Source organism: Legionella sp. ST3F1, from assembly GCF_048553315.1.
Lineage (GTDB): Bacteria > Pseudomonadota > Gammaproteobacteria > Legionellales > Legionellaceae > Tatlockia > Tatlockia donaldsonii.
Map to the genome: position 1 here is coordinate 83,945 of NZ_JBLZIO010000012.1, position 22,708 is coordinate 106,652.

Consider the following 22,708-nt stretch of genomic DNA (forward strand, 5'->3'; position numbering starts at 1 on the left):
TAGGATAGGTCAGGCCACCTTAATGATGACCTTCGTATTCTACTAAACTCTCATCTTGAGTATTATCTTGAAAATGAGAGGAATCCCATTTCCAGTTTCTAATTTCCGGTAAATCTTGCCCATGTTGTCTGATGTACTGTTGGTGCTCTAACAATTTTATTTTAGTATTCTCAACCAGTTTTTGTTCTTCGCTACCTGAATGGGGTAACTGGTTAAGCACTTCCAGAACCAGGTGGAAACGATCCAATTCATTTAATACCGTCATATCAAAAGGTGTCGTAATAGTCCCTTCCTCTCTATATCCTTTAACCTGTATATTTTTATGGCCGGATCGGTTACTGGTCAGACGATGGATGAGCCATGGGTAGCCATGATACGCAAAAATGATTGGTTTATCCTGAGAAAACAACCGATCAAACTCTTCGTCACTTAGGCCATGCGGATGCTCATGGGCCGGTTGCAATTTCATTAAATCAACCACGTTAATCACGCGAATTTTTATATGGGGTAATTCAGCACGTAAAATAGAAACTGCAGCCAAGGTCTCAAGGGTAGGAACATCGCCTGCACAGGCCATGATGACATCAGGGGATTTCCCTTTATCATGACTTGCCCACTCCCAAATCCCTATTCCATTAGCGCAATGCTGTTTTGCTTCTTCCATTGAAAGCCACTGCGGCGCTGGGTGTTTTCCGGCAATAACCACATTGACAGAATGTTTACTCTCCAAACAGTGATGCATAACAGACAACAGGCAATTGGCATCGGGAGGGAGATAGGCACGTATTATTCCTGCTTTCTTGTTGACGATATGGTCGATAAACCCAGGATCTTGATGTGAAAACCCGTTGTGATCTTGTCGCCAAACATGGGAGGTGAGTAAGTAATTTAATGAAGCAATTTTTTTACGCCAGGGAATCGTTGATGTGACCTTTAGCCATTTGGCGTGTTGATTGAACATGGAACTAATAATATGAATGAAGGCCTCATAACAATTAAAAAGGCCATGGCGCCCTGTCAATAAGTAGCCTTCTAACCACCCTTCACATTGATGCTCGCTCAATACTTCAAGCACCCTGCCTTGCGACGCTAAAAAGCTGTCAGTGGGGACGATCTGGGTATCCCATTGGCGATTCGTTGCCTCAAATACAGCTTCTAATCCATTGGATATGGTTTCATCCGGCCCAAATACACGAAAATTTTTTGCATTTAACTGGATTATATCTCTGATATAGGGTCCCAAAACATGGGTATCCCCTATCCCCTGCATGCCGCGCCTGGACAACTGAACCGAGTAGTTCTCAATTGCAGGTAATTGGAGTGGCTGTAATAATAATCCGCCATTTGCATGAGGACTTGCACTCATCCGTTTTTCATTTTCGGGCGCCAGGGCACTTAACTCATTGAGTAGCCGACCCTGCTCATCAAACAGCGTCTCTGGTTGATAACTTCTAAGCCAATGCTCCAGGATGTTTAGATGTTCTACATTGCTTGAGCAATTAGCAACCGGTACTTGATGGGAACGGAATGTCCCCTCAATCGGTATACCATCAACCACCTTAGGGGCGGTCCAACCCTTAGGCGTTTTTAAAATAATCATCGGCCAGCGCAGGCGTTGGGTATTGTTGTTAGAGCGCGCATCGTGCTGAATACCCTTAATCTGCTCAATGACCGTTGCAAGGACGGTTGCCATCTTCTCATGCATCAGGAGAGGATCATCGCCTTCGACCCAGTAAGGCTCCCAACCATAGCCGTAAAATAATTGCTCTAATTCCTCTTCCGTAATACGGGCTAAAATCGTTGGATTAGCTATTTTATAGCCGTTTAAATGAAGGATAGGCAACACAGCACCATCCGTTACCGGGCATAAAAATTTATTGGAATGCCACGCCGTGGCCAGTGGTCCGGTCTCTGCTTCCCCATCGCCAATCACACAAGCAGCAATTAAATTCGGGTTATCAAATACCGCACCAAAAGCATGGCTTAACGAGTATCCCAATTCGCCGCCTTCATGGATAGAACCAGGACATTCTGGCGATGCATGACTTGGAATCCCACCGGGAAAAGAAAACTGGGCGAACAATTGACGCAAACCGTTTTCGTCTTGAGTAATAGCCGGGTATATTTCGCTATAAGTTCCTTCAAGGTAAGCGTTGGCGACCACTGCAGGGCCACCATGCCCTGGACCAGAGATATAGATCATATTCAGATCATATTTCTTAATGACGTGGTTTAGATGGGCATAAATAAAGTTTTGTCCTGGCGTTGTTCCCCAATGCCCTAATAGCCTGGGCTTAATATCTGAGAAAGCCAAAGGACGTTTCAGCAGTGGATTGTCGCGTAAATAAATTTGTCCCACTGACAAGTAATTCGCTGCCCGCCAATAACCATCTATTTTATTCAGTATTTCTTGATTCATTGTTTCTTTTCGTTTTTAAAATAAGCCCATTGAATGAACAGGTATTAAAGCTAATAGGGTGTGAATTATATCGAAACACTCGATAAAAAGTCTTGAATCCTTATCAAAGTTGAATCGATATTCTGATTTTAGTTATATTAACGCATAATAAGTCGAAAGGTTATTTAATTTATGAATACTGTAGAAGTAATGGCGCCCACAACCATTGGTGTTTACCTGGGATCAAGTATGGGAAACAACCCCTCTTTTAAAAACGCCGTTATCTCTCTAGGCAAAGGAATTGCCGAATACGGATATACCGTCGTATACGGCGGGGGAGGAACTGGTTTAATGGGACTTCTTGCTGAAACCGTTAAAACGTTTGGTGGAAGAGTGATTGGGATAACGACGGAGCACCTTGCCAAAATAGAACCACCCAGTGATTTTTTAGATGAATTACATATCGTGGGCTCTATGTATGAGCGAAAACGTTTAATCCATGAAAAATCAGCGCGTTTTATCGCAATGCCGGGAGGGATTGGGACATTCGATGAACTATTCGAAACCTGGTGCGCCATCAAAATAGGCGTCATTAAAAAGCCTCTTGGCTTGGTCAATATAGAAGGGTATTTTAACTCCATGATCCAGTTTGTAACGTCCTGTAGTACTGATTATGACTTTATCAATGGACAAGACATTAAAATTCCAACCATCTATGATGAGATTTCGGTCTGTATAGAACACTTAAAAGAAGGGCGACAAGGTAATTTGTTTGACGTTTCTACCGAGGTAAATTCGGATCATACCAATAACAGATATAACTATTCTGTTGAAACGTTTGAGATAAGTTAACTTTTTATTGCAGGCAAGTTGATTAAGGTTCGCTATACCCTAATTGCTTTAACCTGCTTTTTTGCTAACTACCCTGAAAATTTGTAAGACATCTCTTACAAAATCTACTTACTATGTCTTAATGACGCACACAAAGAATTAAGCCATACTTATCTTATTGGGGAGTTGCAGATATCAGGACAGGATGTCCTTAAAAAGGGAATCAACACAAGGATGTGTTGGCCACAGGAAGTGGAATTTGCAACTTACCAAATTAATCTATTTTTCTTCCAGCCACAGCTCCGCATTGATTATTCCAAACTACAACCCGACAATAATTGTGCTCGTATATTTCTTAATTTTTGAAAAATGGATTGCCGATGCTGCGTGGCTTTTCTCGTATGGATACCTTTGGACGCTGCAATTTGCTTAAGCCCGCTCTATCTTTTCGGTAAGTTGCTCTGGCCTTATAATTTAAAATGTCTACTAATTAAGGCCTCGAGGTCGTCCGTTGAAGTCGTTGATTTAGATTCTTTCACTTCACTATCTATTCCACTTGCGTTAATTTTTTTAATATCCTTCGCCATCTGAACATTGCTGGCAAGAAACCTGCAAACCTCTGAGGTTCCCCCCAAGCAACTTTCTTTGGGAAGTTTCAATATCGTGCTAAAAGAGCTTCCCAATCCAACCGATTTGAGCTTCTCTTTAACCCCGGGATATGCGTCAATTGCGTCCTTCTCTGCCTGGGGCAAATTTTCATAATATTGTTTGAATTGAGAAAAAGCCTCTCCTCTGACAAGATCCTGTAATGAAATATCCATATCACTTAAATCTTCCAACTCTTGGCGGCTATATTTAGCTCGAACACTGTCTTCAAAATCCGCATCCAGGCATCGCATCCCGGATCGATTATAAAGACTCATCATCTGCTCCACTGTTTCATCACTGATCACGTCAAGATATGGCTCTTTATCCTTAGTGTAGTTTTTAAAAAACTCCGCGAGATAATCACTCATGCCCTTTAATTTTTTCATATCTCTTACTGAAAAATTTTCTTTGGCGTAGAAATTATTAAGCTCATTGCATCTTTTGGTATGATCTTCAAGTTCTTTAATGGTAAATGCCCATTTTTTTCCTTGGCTATCAGTGCTTACAAAAAGAGAGCTCGATGGAATCGTGTCTATGTCTGTACCATCTAAAGTTTCTGGGTTAGAGACGGTTATTCTTTTACCTTTGTACTTAATTTTGGGCATGGATGCACCATAAAAACGTATTTTACTTAATTATAGGTCTTGATGATTTCAAATCAACCACGATAATAGCAGAAAGCCCCCACACATTGCGGTTTAATGGGTGCACTACAAAACCTCAAAAGGCTACCATTGCCCTATATTAGGCTCCGAAACCCAAGGCTCCTGTACTGGGTGGGGATTTTGCTGTTTATAGAGGAGGAGACGGCTCGGCCGCCACATTCGAGTCGGTACCGTCGCCCGTCTGCGTTTGGAAACCTTAGGTCGAACAAAAAACTTCAAACTTGCAGAGCTTATGCAGCAAGTAGCCTGGGTGAAACGAAGTGAAACCCGGGTTACAGTCCTGCGGACCTTCACTCAGACTACATTGATTCGTTTGTTGTTTCGTCAGGAGAACCAAGTTTTGTAAGATATTAGGCTGGCTATTGCACGCTTCTAAAAGTGGCCCCCCCTATTGAAGAGCCAACCAGCTTGCTTTTAATTGCATCGTAATTTATTTTGTACCTAGTGATAGGGCCCGTTTCATAAGATAAAAAAGCCCCCTTAAGGGATTAACCATGTCTATTTTTCGCCACTTTGGGCTCAATATTATAAACGCCTTCCATTCCTTTATTCTTGTTTTTCGCTTTCTGGGCCACTTACTTTATAGCCTTGCCCGCATCATTTTGAGGAAGGTATCTGTGGGCTGGCCTAATACCATGGAGTTTATGTATTATGCAGGAGTGCGTCCTATCCCTTCATTAGTTCTTATTTGCTTAATAATCGGTATAACCGTTTCACAAGCCGTTTATTTTCTCTTACAACCCTTTAACATGCACCAAAGAATTTTACCTACTGTGCAAAATATTTTAACGCATGAAATATTACCTATAGTGATTGGTTTTATTTTATGTATCCAAATGGCTTTGCATTTGATCAACACTCGTTTAGAAGAGCACCATAGAAATCCGGCGGATTTTATTCTTACTCATGTATGGCCAATTATTATCGGTATGAATATTACGTCATTAATCCTATATATTTACCTTGTTTCATCCATTTTTGTCAGTTCTTATATTAGCTTTCATTTTTTATTTGGGTACACAAATAATGAATTTTTGATCCATATCCTAAATTCTACGACAACATTTGATCTGATTTATTCACTCGGTAAGACATTAATTTTATGTATTATTGTTGGGTTTTCTGCCAGTTATTATTATTACGAAACAGCCGTTAAAAATATCCATTTGAGAAAAGCCATCTCTCGAATTCTGACACGTAGCTCATTCTGGTTAATCATAGCCAGTATGTCCATCACCTACACCTTTCAAGGATAAGAATGCAACAAGACCGAGTCTACACATTAGTTGGTTTTTTGGGAGCTGGGGCCCTCTGTTTACTAATCTTAGGAAGTGTGTTTTTTTATACCGAGCATAAACGTGCTCAAGCCCAAACTTTTGTTATGTTTTTTAATGGATCTCTAAAAGGATTGGTAATTAATTCTCCGGTGACCTATCTAGGAGTGAAAATAGGTGAGGTTAACTTTATTGAACTTACTGAAGATAAAAAGAGAAATAAAGTCCGTATCCCAATTTATGTGCGATTTTTTGTTAACAGGAACTACAGTTTTAGCCAAGACCCAGTTCACCTACTGATTAATGATGGGTATGTAGCAAACATTGGCAAACCCAACTTGTTAACTGGTGTTGCTGAAATTGAATTAATTCCGTCAGATTCTTCCAGACAATTCAAGCAAACCTATTACCAGGATTATCCTATTTTCCCGACTTATAATAAAGTTGAACCCTATACATCCATGGAAGAAGTGTTCGAGGCCGCTAAAAAGACGTTTGAAGATATTAGCGAATTAGTCCGCTCAAAAGAAATCAAAACCACCTTGGAATCCTTACAAAAAATGTCCGATAGCTTAGATATCTTAGTGTCTAGCCTAAATCAGAATGTCCCCGGTGTTGTGACCTCTTTGAATCAAAGTTTAAAACAAATTACTGCTGCAGCTTACTCCACTCAAAACCTAACTGATTACTTGTCCCGATATCCGGAATCTTTGCTCCGAGGTAAGCAATAAAATGAGGAGATTATTTTCCATGTTCTGGCGCATCCGCAAAAAAAACTCTTTAAATAGAAGGCTAGATTCCTTTTGCGCTTTTATCCATCGTCTTTTTATAACTGACTATCGCTCATCCAAACCAAGTAATGATAATCGTAGAAAGATACCCTTAAAGAGCAACATCATACTACTCACCACTCTAATCCTCTGCGGATGTGGTAAAAGTAAAGAATCACAGTTTTATATCCTAACCCCACTCCCCCCTCAAAAAAATCACCATTTCTATAATCATGTACAGATAGGTATTGATAGCGTAACTATTCCTGATTACATAAAGAAAAAACAATTAATGATTAATCAATCTCCAAATCACTTGAATATTGAAGAATTCCATCAATGGGCCGGGTCTTTGGATAAAAATATAACGCTTGTCTTAACCACCAATCTTTCTACATTAATACCTGGAGCTATCGTTCAAAGCGCTCCATTGGATACTAAATTTCACCCCGATTATCATCTTCAAGTAGATATTTCACAATTTGAAATTGATATTCATGGCGCAAGTATCTTAAGAGCTGAATACATTATTTATCGACAGGAAAAACTAATCCATAAAGGAAATGCTTACTATCATATTAGAATTCCAGTCGTCACAACTGAGGCACTGGTAAAAAGTATGAATACCAATCTAACCAGTTTATCAATAAAAATAGCTCATTCTTTTATTAAAAATAATAAGTGACGCCCCTACAGTTTTTTTGATTCCAGCTAGCAAATAGCCTGAAAATTTCTAAGATATCTCTTACAACATTTACTTACTATGTCTTAATGACGGACATGAGCAATTAAGTCATACTGGCAACTATTGGAAGTTGCAGATATCAGGACATGATGTCCTTGAAAAGGGAATCAACACAAGGATGTGTTGGCCACAGGAAGTGGAATTTGCAACTTACCAAACCAATCTACTTTTCTTCCAGCCACTGCTCCGCTTTGATTATTCCAAACCGCAACCCGACAAGAGTTGCACTCGTATATTTCTTAATTTTTGAAAAATGGATTGCCGATGCTGAGTGATTTTTCGTATGGATACCTTTAGACGCTGCAATTGACTTAAGTCCGGGTAAACCAAGGCTCGACTTGAAATTAAATACGATTATCCAGAGACTTGACCCTTGCCCCCTCTAACTTAATGTTCAAGAAAACAGATAATTCACTGGGGTTATGCAAAACGTCAGCCAAGGTATAGCGTTCCAAGACTTTCATAAATGCAGCCTGGGCTTCATGCAGGACACCCTTTAATTTGCAGACAGGGGCGATACAGCAATTGGCTTTTTCTTTATTAAAACAAGGGACCAAATCAAAATGGGGCTCCAGTTGAGCAATTAATTGACCTAAATTAATCGCTTCCAATTGGGCGGCCATTAAAATGCCCCCCTTCTTGCCCCGAATGGTTTTAATCAGTCCAAGTTTGGCTAAATTGTGAATGATTTTAATCAGGTGATTGTTTGAAATTCCATAGGCCTCTGTAATGTCCTTTATCGTGCAGGACTCTTTTCTGAGAGCAATGTAAATCAAGGCGCGTAAGGAGTAATCAGTAAATTGTGTCAGTTGCATCATTAAATCCAGCTTGTTAGTTGACGCTGATTATTTCTTTTTATAAGATGTATTGCAAATACATCTTTAAGGAGTATACCATGTCTGAATCGCTATTTTCGCGTTTGGGAGGCCAACAGGCAGTCAATACGGCTGTTGATATTTTCTATCGTAAAATGTTGATGGATGAGCGTGTGAGCCATTTTTTTGATGACATTGATATGGACCAGCAAATCTTAAAACAAAAAGGATTTTTAACCATGGTGTTTGGAGGCCCTAATCACTACAGCGGCAAAAACATGCGTGAAGGTCATGTCCATTTAATCAAGCGTGGTTTAAATGATACGCACGTAGATATTGTGATTGAGCATTTGGGTGCAACCCTTAAGGAATTAGGGGCTACAACAGACGATATCAACCAGGTAGCTGCTATTGCCAATAGTGTTCGCGATGACGTGTTGGGTCGTTCATGAGTACGATCAATTTTAATAATCAATCCTATCCCTTGGAGCCGCGGGAAAATGTACTCCAATGTCTTCTGCGTCATGGTGTAGATTATCCCAACTCATGCCAGGCGGGTATTTGCCAATCTTGCTTGATTAAAGTCAAGGATGGGGTAATTGACCCATCCTGGCAGGAAGGATTGCCTGAAGCGCTTAAATCGCAAGGCTATTTCCTGGCCTGTCTGGCACAACCACAAACTGCCCTTCAGGTCGTTGCACCTGAGAGTGCCGAATGTGAGGTCACAGCGCAAATCATTGAGCTTAAACCCCTTAACTACAATGTTATGCAAGTTAAACTTGGTGTAGCTAATTTAACACCTTGGATACCGGGACAGTACCTTAATCTGATTAATCCTGAAGGCACCATGCGCAGCTACTCTATAGCCAACATACCCCTGCAAGAAGGCTTTATTGAATTACAGGTTAAAATCTATCAGGGCGGGCGTATGGGACAATGGCTGATGAATAAGGCAACGAAGCAAACAGAGGTTAACCTTAGAGGTCCTTTTGGCCGTTGTTTTTACTATAATCCCCAGCAATTAACCTTTGATATGTTATTAGCAGGAACCGGAACAGGACTCGCCCCCCTCATTGCCATTATCAAAAGCGCGCTAAGAAAAAATCATCAAGGACGCATCACGTTGGTTCATGGCGGCATGACTGACAAGGACATTTATTTTCAGGAAGAACTGGACACCTTATCGGCGGTATTTAACTCCTTTGTTTATGACCCTTGTGTAGTGCAAAGCCAGGGACGTTATCCTGAGGCGTTAATTGAACGAAGGGTATTGACACACCTCGCTAACTCCCATGATACCCGGGTCTATGTTTGTGGTCCTAAAGAAACGACCCATAAACTTAAAACCACTATCTTTCTTGCAGGCGTTCCTTCTAAACATATTTTTAGTGATCCCTTTCTTTAACGATGATCGATTGATTCGGCTCTGTCCTAAAAACAACTGCATTTCATCATGTACTGACGGAGCAAAAAGTGAGGGCTTGAATTTTGAACTGGCGTCAACCAGAAGCCAAAATTCAAGCCCTGCCCCCTATGCTTGTTACTAAGGTTTATTACTACTTACTTTTCATAATCAAATGGTAATCATAGAAAACCCGCTTTAATGTAGGGCGACGTTTTTCGCGTTTTAACGACTTTATCAAATGATTGGCCGCTAAAACCTCTCTTTTTTTAGCATCCAATTGATCCTGGAGTTGTTCTTGCCTCCGGAGGAAGATATGCTGCATTTCACCAATCTCCTCAACCAATCGGCTATTTTCATTCAACGTTTGGTGAAGGTCTTTTTCTAACTGTGTTTTATCATGAGTTAATTCATGGACATAGGAATCAGTAACAAACAATTTATTTTCAATTTCTTGCAGCGAATGAAGAATATAATTACCGAGTGGAATGGTTTGATTGGAGAGTTGATTCAGAGAATCACTGTATATTTCCAACTCTTTAGCTAAACATTGCAGGGATATAATGGCTTGTTGTAACTTATTGCCGTCTGGGCTTAGCTCCGTAAGAGAGGGTGAAAGAATATCTCTTCTTAATTCAGAGTCTTGCTGTTGCTCCCACCATTCGTAGAGATGCTTTATGGCAGCATCACGGGTTATCTTGGCTTTTGAACAAATTTCTTTTACATCTGGAATATTTTTTTTGCCATTTTGCTTAAAAAGCTCATTGATTATTTCTAGAACATGAGGTGCTACCGATTTATTATTGTTTTTCATATCAAACTCCTCCCATTTAAAAAGCAGGCACTGCATTCAAACAACAATTCGTCCAGCGAGTCGGCATTTTACGAAGAACAACGCCTGATGCATCAAAACACCATCAACCTAAAGCGCCTATTCATTTTCAAACTCCTTTTTTATTGTCCAACCTATTTTCATCACATCGAGACAAATCTGTCAATAAATTTGTGACAAATATCTTTAAAAAATTTAGCGGCAGATATTTGACTTTTTCCCCTGGTTATAGCAGGATGAAATCTCCACAAAAAAATAAGGACTAAATAATGAACAAAATTAAAATGACTATTTTTGCATTATCCTTGGTGACAGGGATTGCCTCTGCATCCTCGTCTTGTGATGGTTTTCAAATTAGATTGAAAAATAATCTCGCTGATGATTTGTGGGTAACATCCATTAACTTAAAAGGAGCAGAAATTCAGCCAGGCGCTTTTGAAAAATTAAAGCGTCAATCAGAACAAGTATTTACAATTAACCGTACTACTCAAAATTTACCAATGACAGGGGAGTTTACTCTTCATACCCTCTCCTTTCCCGCAAAAACCGTAAAGATTCAGTATACCCTGGAGGATAAGGTCGCTTTTTGCGAACATACCGACAACTCTCCGCGAGGTGATTACGCTGCAGAAAAAAGTCGTATCTTGGGCGGAGTCCAGTATTCTATCAATAACCAATAGCCTTTATGAGGTCAAACCTGGCCATGTGTTTGACCTCTCTATCGATCCTTGAGCACTATTGACAAGAATAATAATCATCAAGGGATCTTTTCTTAACCAATGAATTACATCACTTATTGAAAAATAAGGATTACCAATTAGTAATTTGGCTAAAACACGAATGAGACATTGAATCTAACGTATTTGAGGAGGTTTTATGAAAGTAAAACAAGCCATTACTTATACCTTGGGGATAGTACTGACCCCCTTGTTTTATAGTGCGAATGCAGCACAATGTTCTTACGAGTTGCCTCCCAATGAACAGCTGACTCTTAACGGCAATGAAAACAGCACAAGAGAGTTAAGCTGCGAGGTAGAACATAGTGGGCAAGAAAGCGATTATTTGATAGATTTTGTCTCTGAAACAAATACAAGTTTCGTCAACAACTTAATGATGCCAGAGGGCACCATAATGAGTTTATCTTTTGCGTCGATGAATAACAATGAGTTAAGATTTGAGTTAAAACCAAAAGCCAGATTAGGCATTACCAATGACTCTGCCGATTTTATACGATTGAAATGCATCAATTCATAAAGCAGAGACGCATTAATTATTGAGTGTCGTTTTAACTATGCAGGCGGGCTTGACCCGCTTGCTCTATTTAAACTGTTTCCTATTTTACGGAGGAGCGCATTAAAATGCTGATTACCCAGGAAAAAGAAGATGACAAAATCCAGTTCCGCATTCGAATGCATGCTTCGGTATTAAAGGAAATTGAGGACTATTGCCAGTGGGCAGGCATTCAATATAAAGATTATTTTATCCAGCGTGCGTGTGAGTATATTTTTACTCATGACGAGGAATGGATTAATTATAAAAATAAAATCCAGTGAAATTGTCGGTTTAAACGTCGTTGAGCACGACAGGCTCTAAACGCCTGTAGCACTTATAGGGCCATAGAACGCTATGGGCAGTACCTGAATTTTGATTTTCTAATGATACTCATTCAACATTCACACCCTGCCCCATTGACTTAAAAAATTCAGCTAGAGGACAAGGACTCCCTTTTGGCGTCACCCTTGATGGGCGAGATCAAGCGAAACCAAGCGAACACGCTCAAGGATATTCTTTTACTTAAAATCAAATTTAGTATAATCTTCGAGCATCATGAATTCTTATGGATTTCCTTTATCATGCTTGATGCATTTCAGAAAAGTGAATTAGAAAAAATCAGACAAAATACTGGGTATCTTGCACAGCTTTCTGGGGATCTGATTGCTCATGAAGAGTTCATGCTTGAGGCGATAAAAATAAGCGCATTGGCAATGTACCATGCTGACCCTCAACTACAAGATAAAAAAGGCTTTGTTCTTGCGGCAATTGAAATTGATTGCGACGCTTACATGTATATATCCGATAGATTAAAAGATAGCGAAAGAGTAACTTTTGCAGCGATAAGAAAAAAACCCAGCTTATATTTTTATTCTTCTGAACGATTACAGGCAGATGAGGACTATAAAAATAATACCTTGAAAATTAATAGTTGGTACCCATGGATAAAACTGCATAAAGTATTAAAGAATAATTTTTGGGAGGGGCTGAAAGATGCTTTCTCAATCATGTATGGGGATTATGGGATCCTGAAAAAAATAAATGGCAATGAACTGGATCCAAATCAATTGAAACATGGACTCGTGGATATCACCTTGATCCCTCAATTATCCAATGCCTTAATTAATTATGGTATGCCTGGGAAACCGCTTAGTACTAATCCTTTCAAATATGCCAGGGATGAAGAGCGATGGAATGACGCTCCCCTGCTTAGAACCATATCCGCTTGCATCGGATTTGGTTTACAATTTTTAAGATTGGCAATGGCTGCAGCAGCAACGTTAATGGTTCTCCCTGTCGTTGCATTAGTCCATATACTAAAATCTCCTCTTGCCTATTATTATCAACATCAATTACTTCAGCTTGAAGGGGTAATCTACAATGCGACTACACAGCAACCTATCTCTAATGGGCCCTCTACATTAGGAGAATTTGCTGCAATCACTGACTCCAGCTTAGGTGATTTATGCGGATACAAATCCTCGGATCTAACCTCTTATTCCTCCGGGAACTCGACGTTCTCTTATTATGGCGGATTACGTGGCACGCAACCAAACCTCTTTTTTCGACCCTCAGCGAGCAATAACCCAGCTCAGATTAAAGCGCAACAACTTGTAACTGCACTGGAAATAAACGAAGAATATGACCCCAATGACTCAAGATCAGAAGCGATAGGGCGCTCTTTTTGGTAATCCTTGCGGATAGGCATCTATCGTAAGATGCCGTTACCCCCACTCTCATAGAGAGTTGGATCCCATCAAGTTTCTAAACAATTAAGAAATTCAAACTTCAATGGCAAATTCGATCCATGACGCAATCAATTGTTTGTGAATAGTTTTCTTGATAACAAAATTCACTGCCTAATTTGTTGCTAGAAATTACAAATAAACATCATAATACTTGAAAATTAAACACATTTATTATTTAATAAGCGTCCCTGAGGTGATCCCCTAGGCATGAGATCCCAGTTACAGTAAGAGGTTACCCAATGATATATCGCTTTTTTTTAATCGCTCTTTATTGCTTTTGTGCAGTTAGCTTTGCTTCAAGTAACCCAATTCTACCCAATGATGCCGACAGCACATTAATGACAATCTATAACAAATATAAAGCGGTTAAAAAAGGGCAGAATGCTTCCTATATCCCTGAACTTGCCAAAACAGACTCCCGATTATTTGCCATCTCAATTGCCACAGTGGACGGTCATGTCATTTCTATAGGGGATGATCGCATTCCATTCTCTCTGCAATCGATATCGAAGATTTTTGCTTATGCACTTGCTATAGAGGACAATGACCCCCAAACTATTTTTAAAGAAATCGGATTGGATGCAACTGGTGAAAAATTTAATTCTATAGCAGCAGTTGAGAATAAAATAGGCCAGGCAAACCCCTACGTGAACGCGGGTGCCATACAAACAACGAGTTATATCAAGGGGCATGATTCTCATGAAAAATGGAATAGGATGTTGACTCTGTTTAAAGCCCTGAGTGATGGAAAACCTTATCTAAGCGAACCGATTTACCTATCTGAAACCCAAACAAACATGCGTAATCATGCAATAGCCCATCTTTTGAAGTCCCATAGCAAGCTTGTTGGTGAGCCGGAAGACGCCTTGGATCGCTATACGAAAGCTTGTTCAGTGATGGTCACAAGCAAACAGCTGGCGCTCATGGGAGCCACCTTGGCAAATAATGGTGTTAATCCCATAACCAAGCAAAAGGTTATTTCCTCTGCTGTCATTAAGAGTGTTTTGGCGCAGATGGTGATTAATGGTCTTTATGAAAAAAGTGGAACCTGGTTTGTTAAGGCTGGAATTCCTACCAAAAGCGGTGTAAGTGGTGGTTTGCTGGCTATTATCCCTAATAAAATGGCAATTGCCGTCTATTCTCCCCCTCTTGATGGCAGTGGTAATAGCGTCAAGGGGCAAATGGTTTTGAGAGACCTCTCCGCACAATGGCGACTGCATTTACTGGAGAATAGAACGTCTCAGTCATAGCCTGGAAATGGATGGGGGCAGGTCTTGTCGACATCGTAGCGGCTTGGGAAAGCCCCCTAAAATTAGCAGCTTTTCCCAAAAAGAAGAGCAAGCGTAGATACTGTCTTTAAAACTATGTGCAAACTCAAGTTATTGCTTTCACGATGTAACTCGCATTGGCGTTAATAAAGGTGGGAGCTTTTCAAACAACGCAACCAGTCACCTAACTTGTATGTTTTCTTATGCAGGAAGCTATACACTGGAAGCTACGACATATATTTCAGGAAATACATCTTCCACTGATAGCTCTCGAGCTACCATTTACATTAGACGCAAATAAATATTAAAAGGAACATTCATCATGAAAAAGCAAATAATGATTTTTCTATTGTCTCTAGCACCTCTTGGTTATGCAGCAGAAATGAATCAGGCTGTCATTCTTGAGCACCGTTCTTGGGTCAGTGGGGCAAATGAACAAGGTCGTGCTATTGAAGGACATATTGAAAAAGATATAGATAACAAAAAAGAGCGAAATCTCCAAGAGCGCTCTGAGAACCTTTTAAGCAAAACCCAAAAGCAAAAAGCTAAGTCTTGATAGAGCAAAGCGTAATCAAGATTTATTATCTCAATCCTTTGATATGGGGCAGTTACTAAAAATTGAGTTGATTTGATGGATAAAACCAATTGAACAGTTTTAATTTGGAGAATGAAAACCTTAACCCCCTTCGGGAGATCGCCGTATTTGAGTACGACATCGTACGATACAGTACGCCATTGTAGGAAAAACAAGCGGCATAATTTATAATAAAATCAAATAGTTATAATTGAAGAAGATGACTCATAATCCGTTAGTCATTATGTTGTATTCCAATAAAGAGTAAAAGATCATAGGAGTTGAGCACCGTTTTCCGAAAAGGGAGAGCCCAAAAGAGTCGTCTTTTATTTTTGAAAGTACACCCAGAAGTACACCTAGCAGAATTTTTTATTTAAAATGAGTTTTACTGCAATTCTGTAACTTATTGATTTAAAATTGGATTTTATGGTCGGGACGGAAGGATTTGAACCTTCGACCACTAGCACCCCATGCTAGTACGCTACCAGGCTGCGCTACGCCCCGACTGGTAGCGAATAATAGCCTTTCTCCAGGGAAATGACAAGGTTGTTTGCTCAACTTTGGCTTGCCGCCTTGTTACTTCTTCCCCTAAGGCGGTGAAAAAGAGGGTGTCGATTGCTCTTCATCTTCATCAGACTCACCGCCACTCGAACCAGACATCCCTCCCCCGAGTATGGATGAATCAACGTCTCCCAATACACTTCCTACCGCTCCGCCTACTACGGGAATTTGATCAGCAATATTAGCAATATCACCCATAAACTGATCAACAGGGGACCCCACTGTATCCACAATTTCTTTTACCAGATTCATATCCTGTTGTATTTCGTCTTGTGACGAATCGTCTGTTTGTGATGGGGAGGGCGATGATGATTGCGATGGCGGAGGCGATGCTGATTGTGTTGAATCGGATGAATCGGAGTCTATTAAATTACCAACAACGGGGATATCTTCAATAATAGCCGCCTGTGGCACAACAGATACTACAGTATCTACGATTTCTTTGACTAATTTAACCATCGCTGTCTCATAAATCGACAAATAACCTACTTAAAGTATAGATGGTAATTCAAAGAGCGATCAGGGGCATTTCTAAGATCGTTAAAGATTTGTAGAATGAATTGGTTAGGGCAAAAAATTGCAATAGCGCTGTCAATTACAGGAGGTTACAAATGCTGCGTAGCATTGTCGAGCACGTTCATCCATCGCTTATCTTTCTCAGTTGGGTTTGTATTTTTGCTGCGACAAGCAGCTTATTTTTTTATTTAAAAGCGCGATTTTACAAAGAGGAGGAAAATCAGGATATTGTCCGTCTCGTGGTCACTCTTATCACTAACTTCTATAGTATTTTTTTAGGGTTTATCGTTTTTATTTTGTGGACTGATTATACCAATGCCCGCGCAGTGGTAATCGATGAAACAACAAAACTCTATATCATCTGGAAAAGCAGTATGGACTTTCCACCGGCTACTACCCAGATAATCCAAAACAACTTGTCACACTATCTTTCCACCGTTATTAATCAGGAATGGCCTGCCATGGCACAAGGTCATGACAGCCCGCAAGCGGAAAAAACAGTGAGCCAGCTCTATAGGAGTCTTCTGAACTATCGGCCACAAACAGCCATTTCACAATCCTTTTATGACAAGACGGTCAGTGCCTTGAATGAAGCGATTGAATATCGCAATCATCGGCTCAGTATGCTCGATATTTCCATACCTACAGCCTGGTATGTCATGATCGTTATTGGCGCTTTCTTTATCATCATCATGTCTATCTTTTTATGCACAACCTGCAAAATACATTATTTCATGCACACCCTTCTCTGTCTCTTTTTAGGCTTCTATCTTACTGCAACCACTGTATTAAAGTACCCTTTTTCCGGTTTTCTTACGGTATCCAATCAACCCTTTGTTAAACTGCTTCACAGTATTCAAGGCTATTCAATTAAGACAGCTGCACTGGCTGTAAAACCCGGTTAGAACAACGTGAAGTGAGTACCGGGCTAAGGTTTTCACTTAGCCCGGCAATTGAATGAAATACCTTAACCAAAGGCATTAATCCCGGTAATGTGGCGCCCGAGCACGAGCGTGTGCACATTATCAGTCCCCTCATAAGTAAAGACTGACTCTAAATTCAGCATATGACGGATAACATGGTATTCGAGGCTGATGCCATTACCGCCTAAAAGATTACGGCATTTGCGAGCAATGTTTAACGCTTCACGACATGCGTTTCCTTTCGCCAATGAAATCATGACTGGGGTCTCTCGTTGCTGTTCTTTTAAACGTCCAATTTGCAAATTGAGGCATTGTGCTTTAATAATTTCACAGTACATATCAGCCAAATCTTTTTGAATTAACTGAAAAGAGGCTAGCGGCTTATCAAATTGCTTACGCTCCAGCAAATAATCACGGGTAATATCAAAGCAGGCCATTGCCGCCCCCATGGCACCCCAGGCGATACCATAGCGGGCCTGGCTCAGGCAACTGAGAGCCGCCCCCAAACCCTTGTCGCTTTTGGGCAGCAAATTAGCCTCAGGAACAAAGACATCTTCAAACACTAACTCACCGGTTATTGACGCCCGCAAGGACATTTTCTGTTTAATTTCGGGACGAGAAAACCCTTTAAATTCTTTTTCGACGATAAACCCACGGATACCTTCATCCGTTTTGGCCCAGACAATAGCAATATCAGCGATGGGTGCATTGGTAATCCACATTTTTGCCCCATTCAAACGCCAGCCGCCTGCTACTTTTTGTGCCGATGTCCGCATGCTTCCCGGATCTGAACCGGAATCTGGCTCGGTTAGACCGAAGCAGCCAATAATTTCACCCGCGGCCATTGCTGGCAGAAAGCGCATTTTCTGCTCTTCATTCCCATAACGGAAAATAGGGTACATGCATAAGGAACTTTGTACTGACACAAAACTTCGCAAGCCACTATCGCCCCGCTCTAACTCCTGACAAACAAGGCCATAAGCCACATAAGACGCTTCGGCGCCTCCATATTGGGCAGGTAAGGTTAGTCCCAGTAATCCCAATTCGGCCGATTTCTTAATCAGTTGCTTGGGAAATTGGGCATGCTCAAATGATTCTGCCATGAGAGGGATTACATCATGATTAACAAAGCGGGCAACACTGTCGCGAATCATCCGTTCATCATCATGCAATTGTTCATCAAGAAATAACAAGTCGTCCACGTTCTTTCTCCCGTTTAACTGAGTTCAAGGCGATAACCGCTGCAACAATAGAGTCACGGCTAGGCAACAGATATTGCCAGGCTGTACCCAATGGAATGAAGCAATCCTCGCCAGTAATTCGCTTGATTCTTATCCGGTTTGCTGCCTGCTCTACTAGCATCGTCATCAAACCTTCGCTGATAGAGGCACTTTGTCGTCCTTCATCGACAATCAACACACGTTTTGCTTTCGCTACCTCACGTAAGATCGCTTCAGTTGGCAAGGGGCTTAACCAGCGTAAATCCACTATTTTTACCTCAATACCATGTTGCTCCCGAAGGACTTTGGCGGCTTGTCGCGATAAATAATAACCATTGGCATAGGTCAAAAGAACCGTCTCACCTTCACCATAAACACCCACCTCACCCGGTTCGATGGTTTGCTCTATCGAGGGATAATCAAATAACCAGCCATTATCACCCGTTTCATGCAAATCTTTCGTCATATACAATGCAATCGGTTCCAAAAAGACAACAACACGCCCGTCTTGATGGGCCAGTTTCATACAAGTACGCAGCATTTTGGCAGCATCCGGGCCATTAGACGGACAAGCCACTATGACACCAGGCAAGTCACGTAGAACGGCAATCGAATTATCATTATGAAAATGCCCGCCAAAACCCTTCTGGTAAGCCAGAGAAGCAATGCGAATAACCATTGGATTCTGATATTGGCCATTTGAAAAGAACGATAAAGTAGAGGCTTCTCCTCGTAGCTGGTCTTCTGCATTGTGCAGATAGGCTAAAAACTGAATTTCTGGTACGGGCAAGAAACCGTTATGAGCCAAGCCAATCGCGGTACCCAGGATCGTTGTTTCATCCAGCAACGAATCAAACACACGCCGCTGACCAAAACGCGCCTGCAGATCAGCAGTTACCCGGTAAACACCTCCTTTCTTGCCAACATCTTCACCAAAGATCACCATGTTAGGGTATTGCATCATGAGATCGGTTAAGGCGAAATTGATGTGTTGGCAAAGGTTACGCTTTATGGCTAATTGATTAAACGTGCTGCCATAAATTTGCGTTCTTCTTGCTTCATCAGGCAGTGGATAACCCTTCTTGTTCGTTTTTTTCGGGACGATAGAGGACATGACCTCTTGAGCACTATTCATCTTGGGCAAACGAATCGCTTCCATCGCTTTGGCTTCAATCAGCGAACGATTATCTTCATATAAATCAAGCATTGCCTGACAACTCATCCACCCTTCGCGATGAAGCAGGCCTGCGGTATGTAACAAGGGATCATCCGCTTCACGACGTTCGATCTCGCTTTGAGGCGTATATTGCGATTCAATATCAGAACCCGCATGTCCCAAGAGACGAACACATTTCATATGCAGAAAAACAGGTTGCCTTTTTATTCTTGCCAACCGCTCGGCTTCGTTCGCCTGATGATAAATATCGGCGATATTCAGACCGTCACAAGCCAGATAATGCCAACCCGGCCGCTGCCTGACTGAATCCTCTATCCAATTGGCCGGTGTGGGAACAGAAATACCAATGCCATTGTCTTCGCAGATAAAGACGAGTGGCAAAGGATAGTTCTGACTCGCTATCCAGGAGCAGGCATTGAGTGTTGTTTGCGCCGAAGCGTGGTTAGTTGAGGCATCGCCAAAAGAACAGAGAATGACTGAATCGTCTGGTAGTTGACTCGCAATTTCCAACTCTTTTGCCCGTGTTATCGATAACGCGCAACCTAGCGCTTTAGGTAGATGAGAGGCAATGGTAGACGTTTGCGGTGGAATATTAAGTGGCACACTGCCAAATACTTTGTGCCGCCCCCCGGCAATCGGATCAGCCGCGGCGGCCACCAGGGATAAGAGTATATCCTTCACCCCATCACAGTTTTTTACTTGCTTGGCCCGTTGAAGATAAAACGCACCGCTACGATAGTGCAAAAAAGCCATGTCACTCGCGCGAAACACATGGCCAAGAACGGCATTCCCTTCATGCCCGCTACTGCCAATCGTATAATAGGACAAGCCTTTTTCTTTCAACTGACGGGCTATCAAATCCAACAAACGCGATTTAATTTGAGAATCAAACAATTCAATCGCCGTTTTTTTATCCATTCCCACGTCTAAAGGGCGGGTAACCGTTTTACTCTGCGGAAAATCCGCCTGAGTTAGACGGTTAATAAATTGCGCATCGACCACACTTGCTCTGTCTAACATCGTCACACCCTGTCTTGTTAGAGCTTGTCTTCAATGACAAGTACTCACTCTCCCATATCCCTTTCTGTCAGCAGTCTGTCAAGAAATTGCGATAACTGCCGATAACATTGGGCATCAGTATAGTGAAATGGCTTGATAAATGACAAGCAAATTAAATTAAAGGACTACCGACATGCCTGTGGATATAGGTTATACCCCGAGTATCCGGCTAAATCCTATTCAGGAATTAAAAATAACAAAACCCGATATAGAGCTTTATGCTGGTCAAATTTTAAAAACCGTCGTGGTTAAAGAATTGAATGAGAATCAGGTGCTCATTAATATTAATGGCCAGAATATCAATGCCAACACGGCGCATCATTTTGATGCCGGCGAGTTACTGCAGGTGAAAGTCGTCCTTGCTAACGGTGAAACGATCTTGCAAGTATTGCATGAGCCCCCCCCTTTAACGCCTATACAAACGGCCTTGTTACAAGCCTTGCCCAAACAAGCGTCAGCGACCCATTTGCTTGCCTCGCTGACTGCGCTTGAAAATATGCCCAATCTTCCTGCAGCAGTACAACAGCAATTGCATCAATTAATTGACAGTATTACGCCACTTTCGCGCTTACCCCAGCAGTTTGCCCAGGCAATTCGGCAAAGCGGTCTTTTTTGGGAGGCTACGCTCTTGGCATCACAACAGCAAAATGTTACCCAAAGTTTAATGAATGATTTTAAAGGACAGTGTTTGCGCCTACTCGCTGTCTTGCTGAATGAAGGGATTACACCGGCCAACCCTGTGCCCAACTCAATGGTACAACAATACTCACAAGACGATACCCTTCCCTTACCAGGCGCCATTCCACATCCTCCTCCACGATTGCCTCCACCTAATTTTAATGATCATACAATCAACTCGATTCTGGGAGTTTTGCTTGAGCAAACCGAGCAAGTGCTGGCAAGAATCAAGACCAGCCAACTCACCCATTTGCTTCATTCCCCCGATCAACCTTATAGCTTGATGCTCGAACTCCCTCTCCGTGTCGATGCCGATCTCGAACTCTTGCCACTCCTCATTAAAGAACATCGTCAATCGACAACAACCGGGGAATCAAGCTGGTCGGTAACGTTTGCAATCAATCTTGCCAATCTGGGCTCTCTCCAGGCGCGATTAAGACTACAAGACCGATTACTTGATATCCAAATCAATGCAGAAAAGCCCGCCACCGTTGATTTGTTGGCGACACATCAACAAACCGTTGCTGAGTTACTTGCCGCCTTGGATCTCGATTTAGGGCTATGGTGCTTGCATTTGGGCTTGGAAAAAGATGATATTGATACAAGCAATTTGCGTTTGCTGGATTTACGCGTATGAAAAAAAACAAACAACAAGCCGTTGCCTTACATTATGATGGTAAATCAGCCCCTAAAGTAACCGCCAAAGGGGAGGGGTTACTTGCCGAGCAAATTGTTAAAATTGCACGAGAGCGTGGCATTCCCCTACAGCAAGATGAGGAATTAACAACCTTGCTTGCTGAAGTACACTTAAATGAAGAAATACCCCCTAAACTTTATTTAGCAGTCGCTCAGTTGTTAACCTTTCTCTACTATGTGAATGGGAAAACACCGGCGGACTACTAATAACAAACTGGCAAACACTGTGCAAATAATCTACAATTCTTAATAGGTTAGCGGACTTGAGGTCAATCATGAAATGGATAGCACTAGCACCTGCCGTATTGTTACTAACAGCTTGTGGCTGTTGCACAAACTCCGTAGCATACCAGGAAGTCAATGTAGCCCCAGTTGTCGCTACACCCGTTTATTATCCAACACCTGCTTACTATTCAAGGCCTGTCTATTACGATTCTGCCGTTATCATCGATAATGAACCTGTCGACGTCACCACAACAACGATTGAATATTATTAATAAACGTCCAGGACTACTTCGCTCTCTCAAAAAGGTTTAATACGTAGCCTGGCTGCTTGCAGCTGAATCTTCTACATAAGTCTGTATAGAAAAACTTCATAATAGAATTAAAATCCCCTTTAAAGTAAGCAAAGGGGAT

At 41.4% G+C, this 22,708-nt stretch carries 23 protein-coding genes and 1 tRNA gene; 16 read left to right on the top strand and 8 right to left on the bottom strand.

Annotated features, from left to right (window positions below; genetic code table 11):
• Positions 1–19: 19 nt before the first annotated feature.
• A complete protein-coding gene (locus ACN4Z1_RS09785; RefSeq protein ID WP_228362884.1) occupies positions 20–2,419 on the bottom strand; it encodes a phosphoketolase in 2,400 nt (799 codons plus the stop codon).
• Between the two features lie 171 nt (positions 2,420–2,590).
• Between ACN4Z1_RS09785 and ACN4Z1_RS09790 the strand changes: the two genes are divergently transcribed.
• Positions 2,591–3,250, top strand: a complete 660-nt coding sequence (locus ACN4Z1_RS09790) for a TIGR00730 family Rossman fold protein (protein WP_228362885.1) — start codon at positions 2,591–2,593, stop codon at positions 3,248–3,250.
• Positions 3,251–3,696: 446 nt separating this feature from the next.
• Here ACN4Z1_RS09790 and ACN4Z1_RS09795 read toward each other — a convergent pair whose 3' ends face one another.
• Positions 3,697–4,482 (bottom strand): hypothetical protein, encoded by a 786-nt coding sequence (locus ACN4Z1_RS09795; RefSeq protein WP_228362886.1) that lies wholly within the window; start codon positions 4,480–4,482, stop codon positions 3,697–3,699.
• 554 nt (positions 4,483–5,036) lie between these two features.
• Here ACN4Z1_RS09795 and ACN4Z1_RS09800 point away from each other — a divergent pair.
• From ACN4Z1_RS09800 to ACN4Z1_RS09810, 3 genes are read left to right on the top strand one after another with little or no spacing between them, the layout of a single operon-like run.
• The gene (locus ACN4Z1_RS09800; protein ID WP_228362887.1) at positions 5,037–5,798 is read left to right on the top strand and encodes an ABC transporter permease; all 762 of its coding nucleotides are present in this window, start codon (positions 5,037–5,039) and stop codon (positions 5,796–5,798) included.
• 2 nt (positions 5,799–5,800) lie between these two features.
• Positions 5,801–6,547 (top strand): MlaD family protein, encoded by a 747-nt coding sequence (locus ACN4Z1_RS09805; protein WP_228362888.1) that lies wholly within the window; start codon positions 5,801–5,803, stop codon positions 6,545–6,547.
• Between the two features lie 19 nt (positions 6,548–6,566).
• On the top strand, positions 6,567–7,271 hold the full coding sequence (locus tag ACN4Z1_RS09810) for a PqiC family protein (RefSeq protein WP_419388171.1): 705 nt from the start codon (positions 6,567–6,569) through the stop codon (positions 7,269–7,271).
• Positions 7,272–7,675: 404 nt separating this feature from the next.
• Here ACN4Z1_RS09810 and ACN4Z1_RS09815 read toward each other — a convergent pair whose 3' ends face one another.
• The gene (locus tag ACN4Z1_RS09815) at positions 7,676–8,146 is read right to left on the bottom strand and encodes an Rrf2 family transcriptional regulator (protein WP_419386007.1); all 471 of its coding nucleotides are present in this window, start codon (positions 8,144–8,146) and stop codon (positions 7,676–7,678) included.
• 80 nt (positions 8,147–8,226) lie between these two features.
• On the opposite strand from ACN4Z1_RS09815, the gene ACN4Z1_RS09820 reads away from it, so the two are divergent.
• Together ACN4Z1_RS09820 and ACN4Z1_RS09825 are read left to right on the top strand one after the other, a co-directional pair.
• Positions 8,227–8,598, top strand: a complete 372-nt coding sequence (locus tag ACN4Z1_RS09820) for a group I truncated hemoglobin (RefSeq protein ID WP_419388172.1) — start codon at positions 8,227–8,229, stop codon at positions 8,596–8,598.
• A complete protein-coding gene (locus ACN4Z1_RS09825; protein WP_419388173.1) occupies positions 8,595–9,551 on the top strand; it encodes an FAD-binding oxidoreductase in 957 nt (318 codons plus the stop codon). Before ACN4Z1_RS09820 ends, ACN4Z1_RS09825 begins: the two co-directional genes overlap by 4 nt.
• Positions 9,552–9,702: 151 nt before the next feature.
• Here ACN4Z1_RS09825 and ACN4Z1_RS09830 read toward each other — a convergent pair whose 3' ends face one another.
• Positions 9,703–10,362: a hypothetical protein gene (locus ACN4Z1_RS09830; RefSeq protein ID WP_419388174.1), complete on the bottom strand. Its 660-nt coding sequence runs from the start codon at positions 10,360–10,362 to the stop codon at positions 9,703–9,705.
• Between the two features lie 287 nt (positions 10,363–10,649).
• Here ACN4Z1_RS09830 and ACN4Z1_RS09835 point away from each other — a divergent pair, with 287 nt between their 5' ends.
• The 6 genes from ACN4Z1_RS09835 (at position 10,650) to ACN4Z1_RS09860 (ending at position 15,224) form a co-directional block, all read left to right on the top strand.
• Positions 10,650–11,060: a hypothetical protein gene (locus tag ACN4Z1_RS09835; RefSeq protein ID WP_419385979.1), complete on the top strand. Its 411-nt coding sequence runs from the start codon at positions 10,650–10,652 to the stop codon at positions 11,058–11,060.
• 196 nt (positions 11,061–11,256) lie between these two features.
• Entirely contained in the window at positions 11,257–11,634 is a 378-nt protein-coding gene (locus ACN4Z1_RS09840) for a hypothetical protein (RefSeq protein ID WP_115222196.1), read from the top strand.
• A gap of 104 nt (positions 11,635–11,738) precedes the next feature.
• Positions 11,739–11,933, top strand: a complete 195-nt coding sequence (locus tag ACN4Z1_RS09845; protein ID WP_058447673.1) for a hypothetical protein — start codon at positions 11,739–11,741, stop codon at positions 11,931–11,933.
• Positions 11,934–12,233: 300 nt separating this feature from the next.
• On the top strand, positions 12,234–13,343 hold the full coding sequence (locus ACN4Z1_RS09850; protein ID WP_419388175.1) for a DUF4116 domain-containing protein: 1,110 nt from the start codon (positions 12,234–12,236) through the stop codon (positions 13,341–13,343).
• A gap of 296 nt (positions 13,344–13,639) precedes the next feature.
• Positions 13,640–14,650: a glutaminase A gene (glsA, locus tag ACN4Z1_RS09855; protein WP_228362895.1), complete on the top strand. Its 1,011-nt coding sequence runs from the start codon at positions 13,640–13,642 to the stop codon at positions 14,648–14,650.
• 340 nt (positions 14,651–14,990) lie between these two features.
• Complete coding sequence (locus ACN4Z1_RS09860; RefSeq protein ID WP_228362896.1) at positions 14,991–15,224, top strand: hypothetical protein; 234 nt, start codon at positions 14,991–14,993, stop codon at positions 15,222–15,224.
• Positions 15,225–15,669: 445 nt separating this feature from the next.
• Here the strand turns inward: ACN4Z1_RS09860 and ACN4Z1_RS09865 are convergent.
• Positions 15,670–15,746 (bottom strand) — tRNA-Pro (locus ACN4Z1_RS09865).
• A gap of 84 nt (positions 15,747–15,830) precedes the next feature.
• Complete coding sequence (locus ACN4Z1_RS09870; protein WP_228362897.1) at positions 15,831–16,262, bottom strand: hypothetical protein; 432 nt, start codon at positions 16,260–16,262, stop codon at positions 15,831–15,833.
• Positions 16,263–16,414: 152 nt separating this feature from the next.
• On the opposite strand from ACN4Z1_RS09870, the gene ACN4Z1_RS09875 reads away from it, so the two are divergent.
• A complete protein-coding gene (locus ACN4Z1_RS09875) occupies positions 16,415–17,224 on the top strand; it encodes a DUF4239 domain-containing protein (protein WP_115222199.1) in 810 nt (269 codons plus the stop codon).
• A 62-nt stretch (positions 17,225–17,286) separates the two neighbouring features.
• Here ACN4Z1_RS09875 and ACN4Z1_RS09880 read toward each other — a convergent pair whose 3' ends face one another.
• Both ACN4Z1_RS09880 and ACN4Z1_RS09885 read right to left on the bottom strand, forming a co-directional pair.
• On the bottom strand, positions 17,287–18,396 hold the full coding sequence (locus ACN4Z1_RS09880) for an acyl-CoA dehydrogenase family protein (RefSeq protein WP_419386006.1): 1,110 nt from the start codon (positions 18,394–18,396) through the stop codon (positions 17,287–17,289).
• 25 nt (positions 18,397–18,421) lie between these two features.
• The gene (locus ACN4Z1_RS09885) at positions 18,422–20,659 is read right to left on the bottom strand and encodes a thiamine pyrophosphate-dependent enzyme (protein WP_419388176.1); all 2,238 of its coding nucleotides are present in this window, start codon (positions 20,657–20,659) and stop codon (positions 18,422–18,424) included.
• A 172-nt stretch (positions 20,660–20,831) separates the two neighbouring features.
• Between ACN4Z1_RS09885 and ACN4Z1_RS09890 the strand changes: the two genes are divergently transcribed.
• The 3 genes from ACN4Z1_RS09890 (at position 20,832) to ACN4Z1_RS09900 (ending at position 22,569) form a co-directional block, all read left to right on the top strand.
• On the top strand, positions 20,832–22,013 hold the full coding sequence (locus ACN4Z1_RS09890) for a flagellar hook-length control protein FliK (protein ID WP_228362901.1): 1,182 nt from the start codon (positions 20,832–20,834) through the stop codon (positions 22,011–22,013).
• Positions 22,010–22,279, top strand: coding sequence for an EscU/YscU/HrcU family type III secretion system export apparatus switch protein (locus ACN4Z1_RS09895; RefSeq protein WP_228362902.1), 270 nt, complete (start codon positions 22,010–22,012; stop codon positions 22,277–22,279). The genes ACN4Z1_RS09890 and ACN4Z1_RS09895 overlap by 4 nt, the downstream gene beginning before the upstream one ends.
• A 68-nt stretch (positions 22,280–22,347) precedes the next feature.
• A complete protein-coding gene (locus tag ACN4Z1_RS09900) occupies positions 22,348–22,569 on the top strand; it encodes a hypothetical protein (RefSeq protein WP_115222204.1) in 222 nt (73 codons plus the stop codon).
• Positions 22,570–22,708 lie beyond the last annotated feature (139 nt).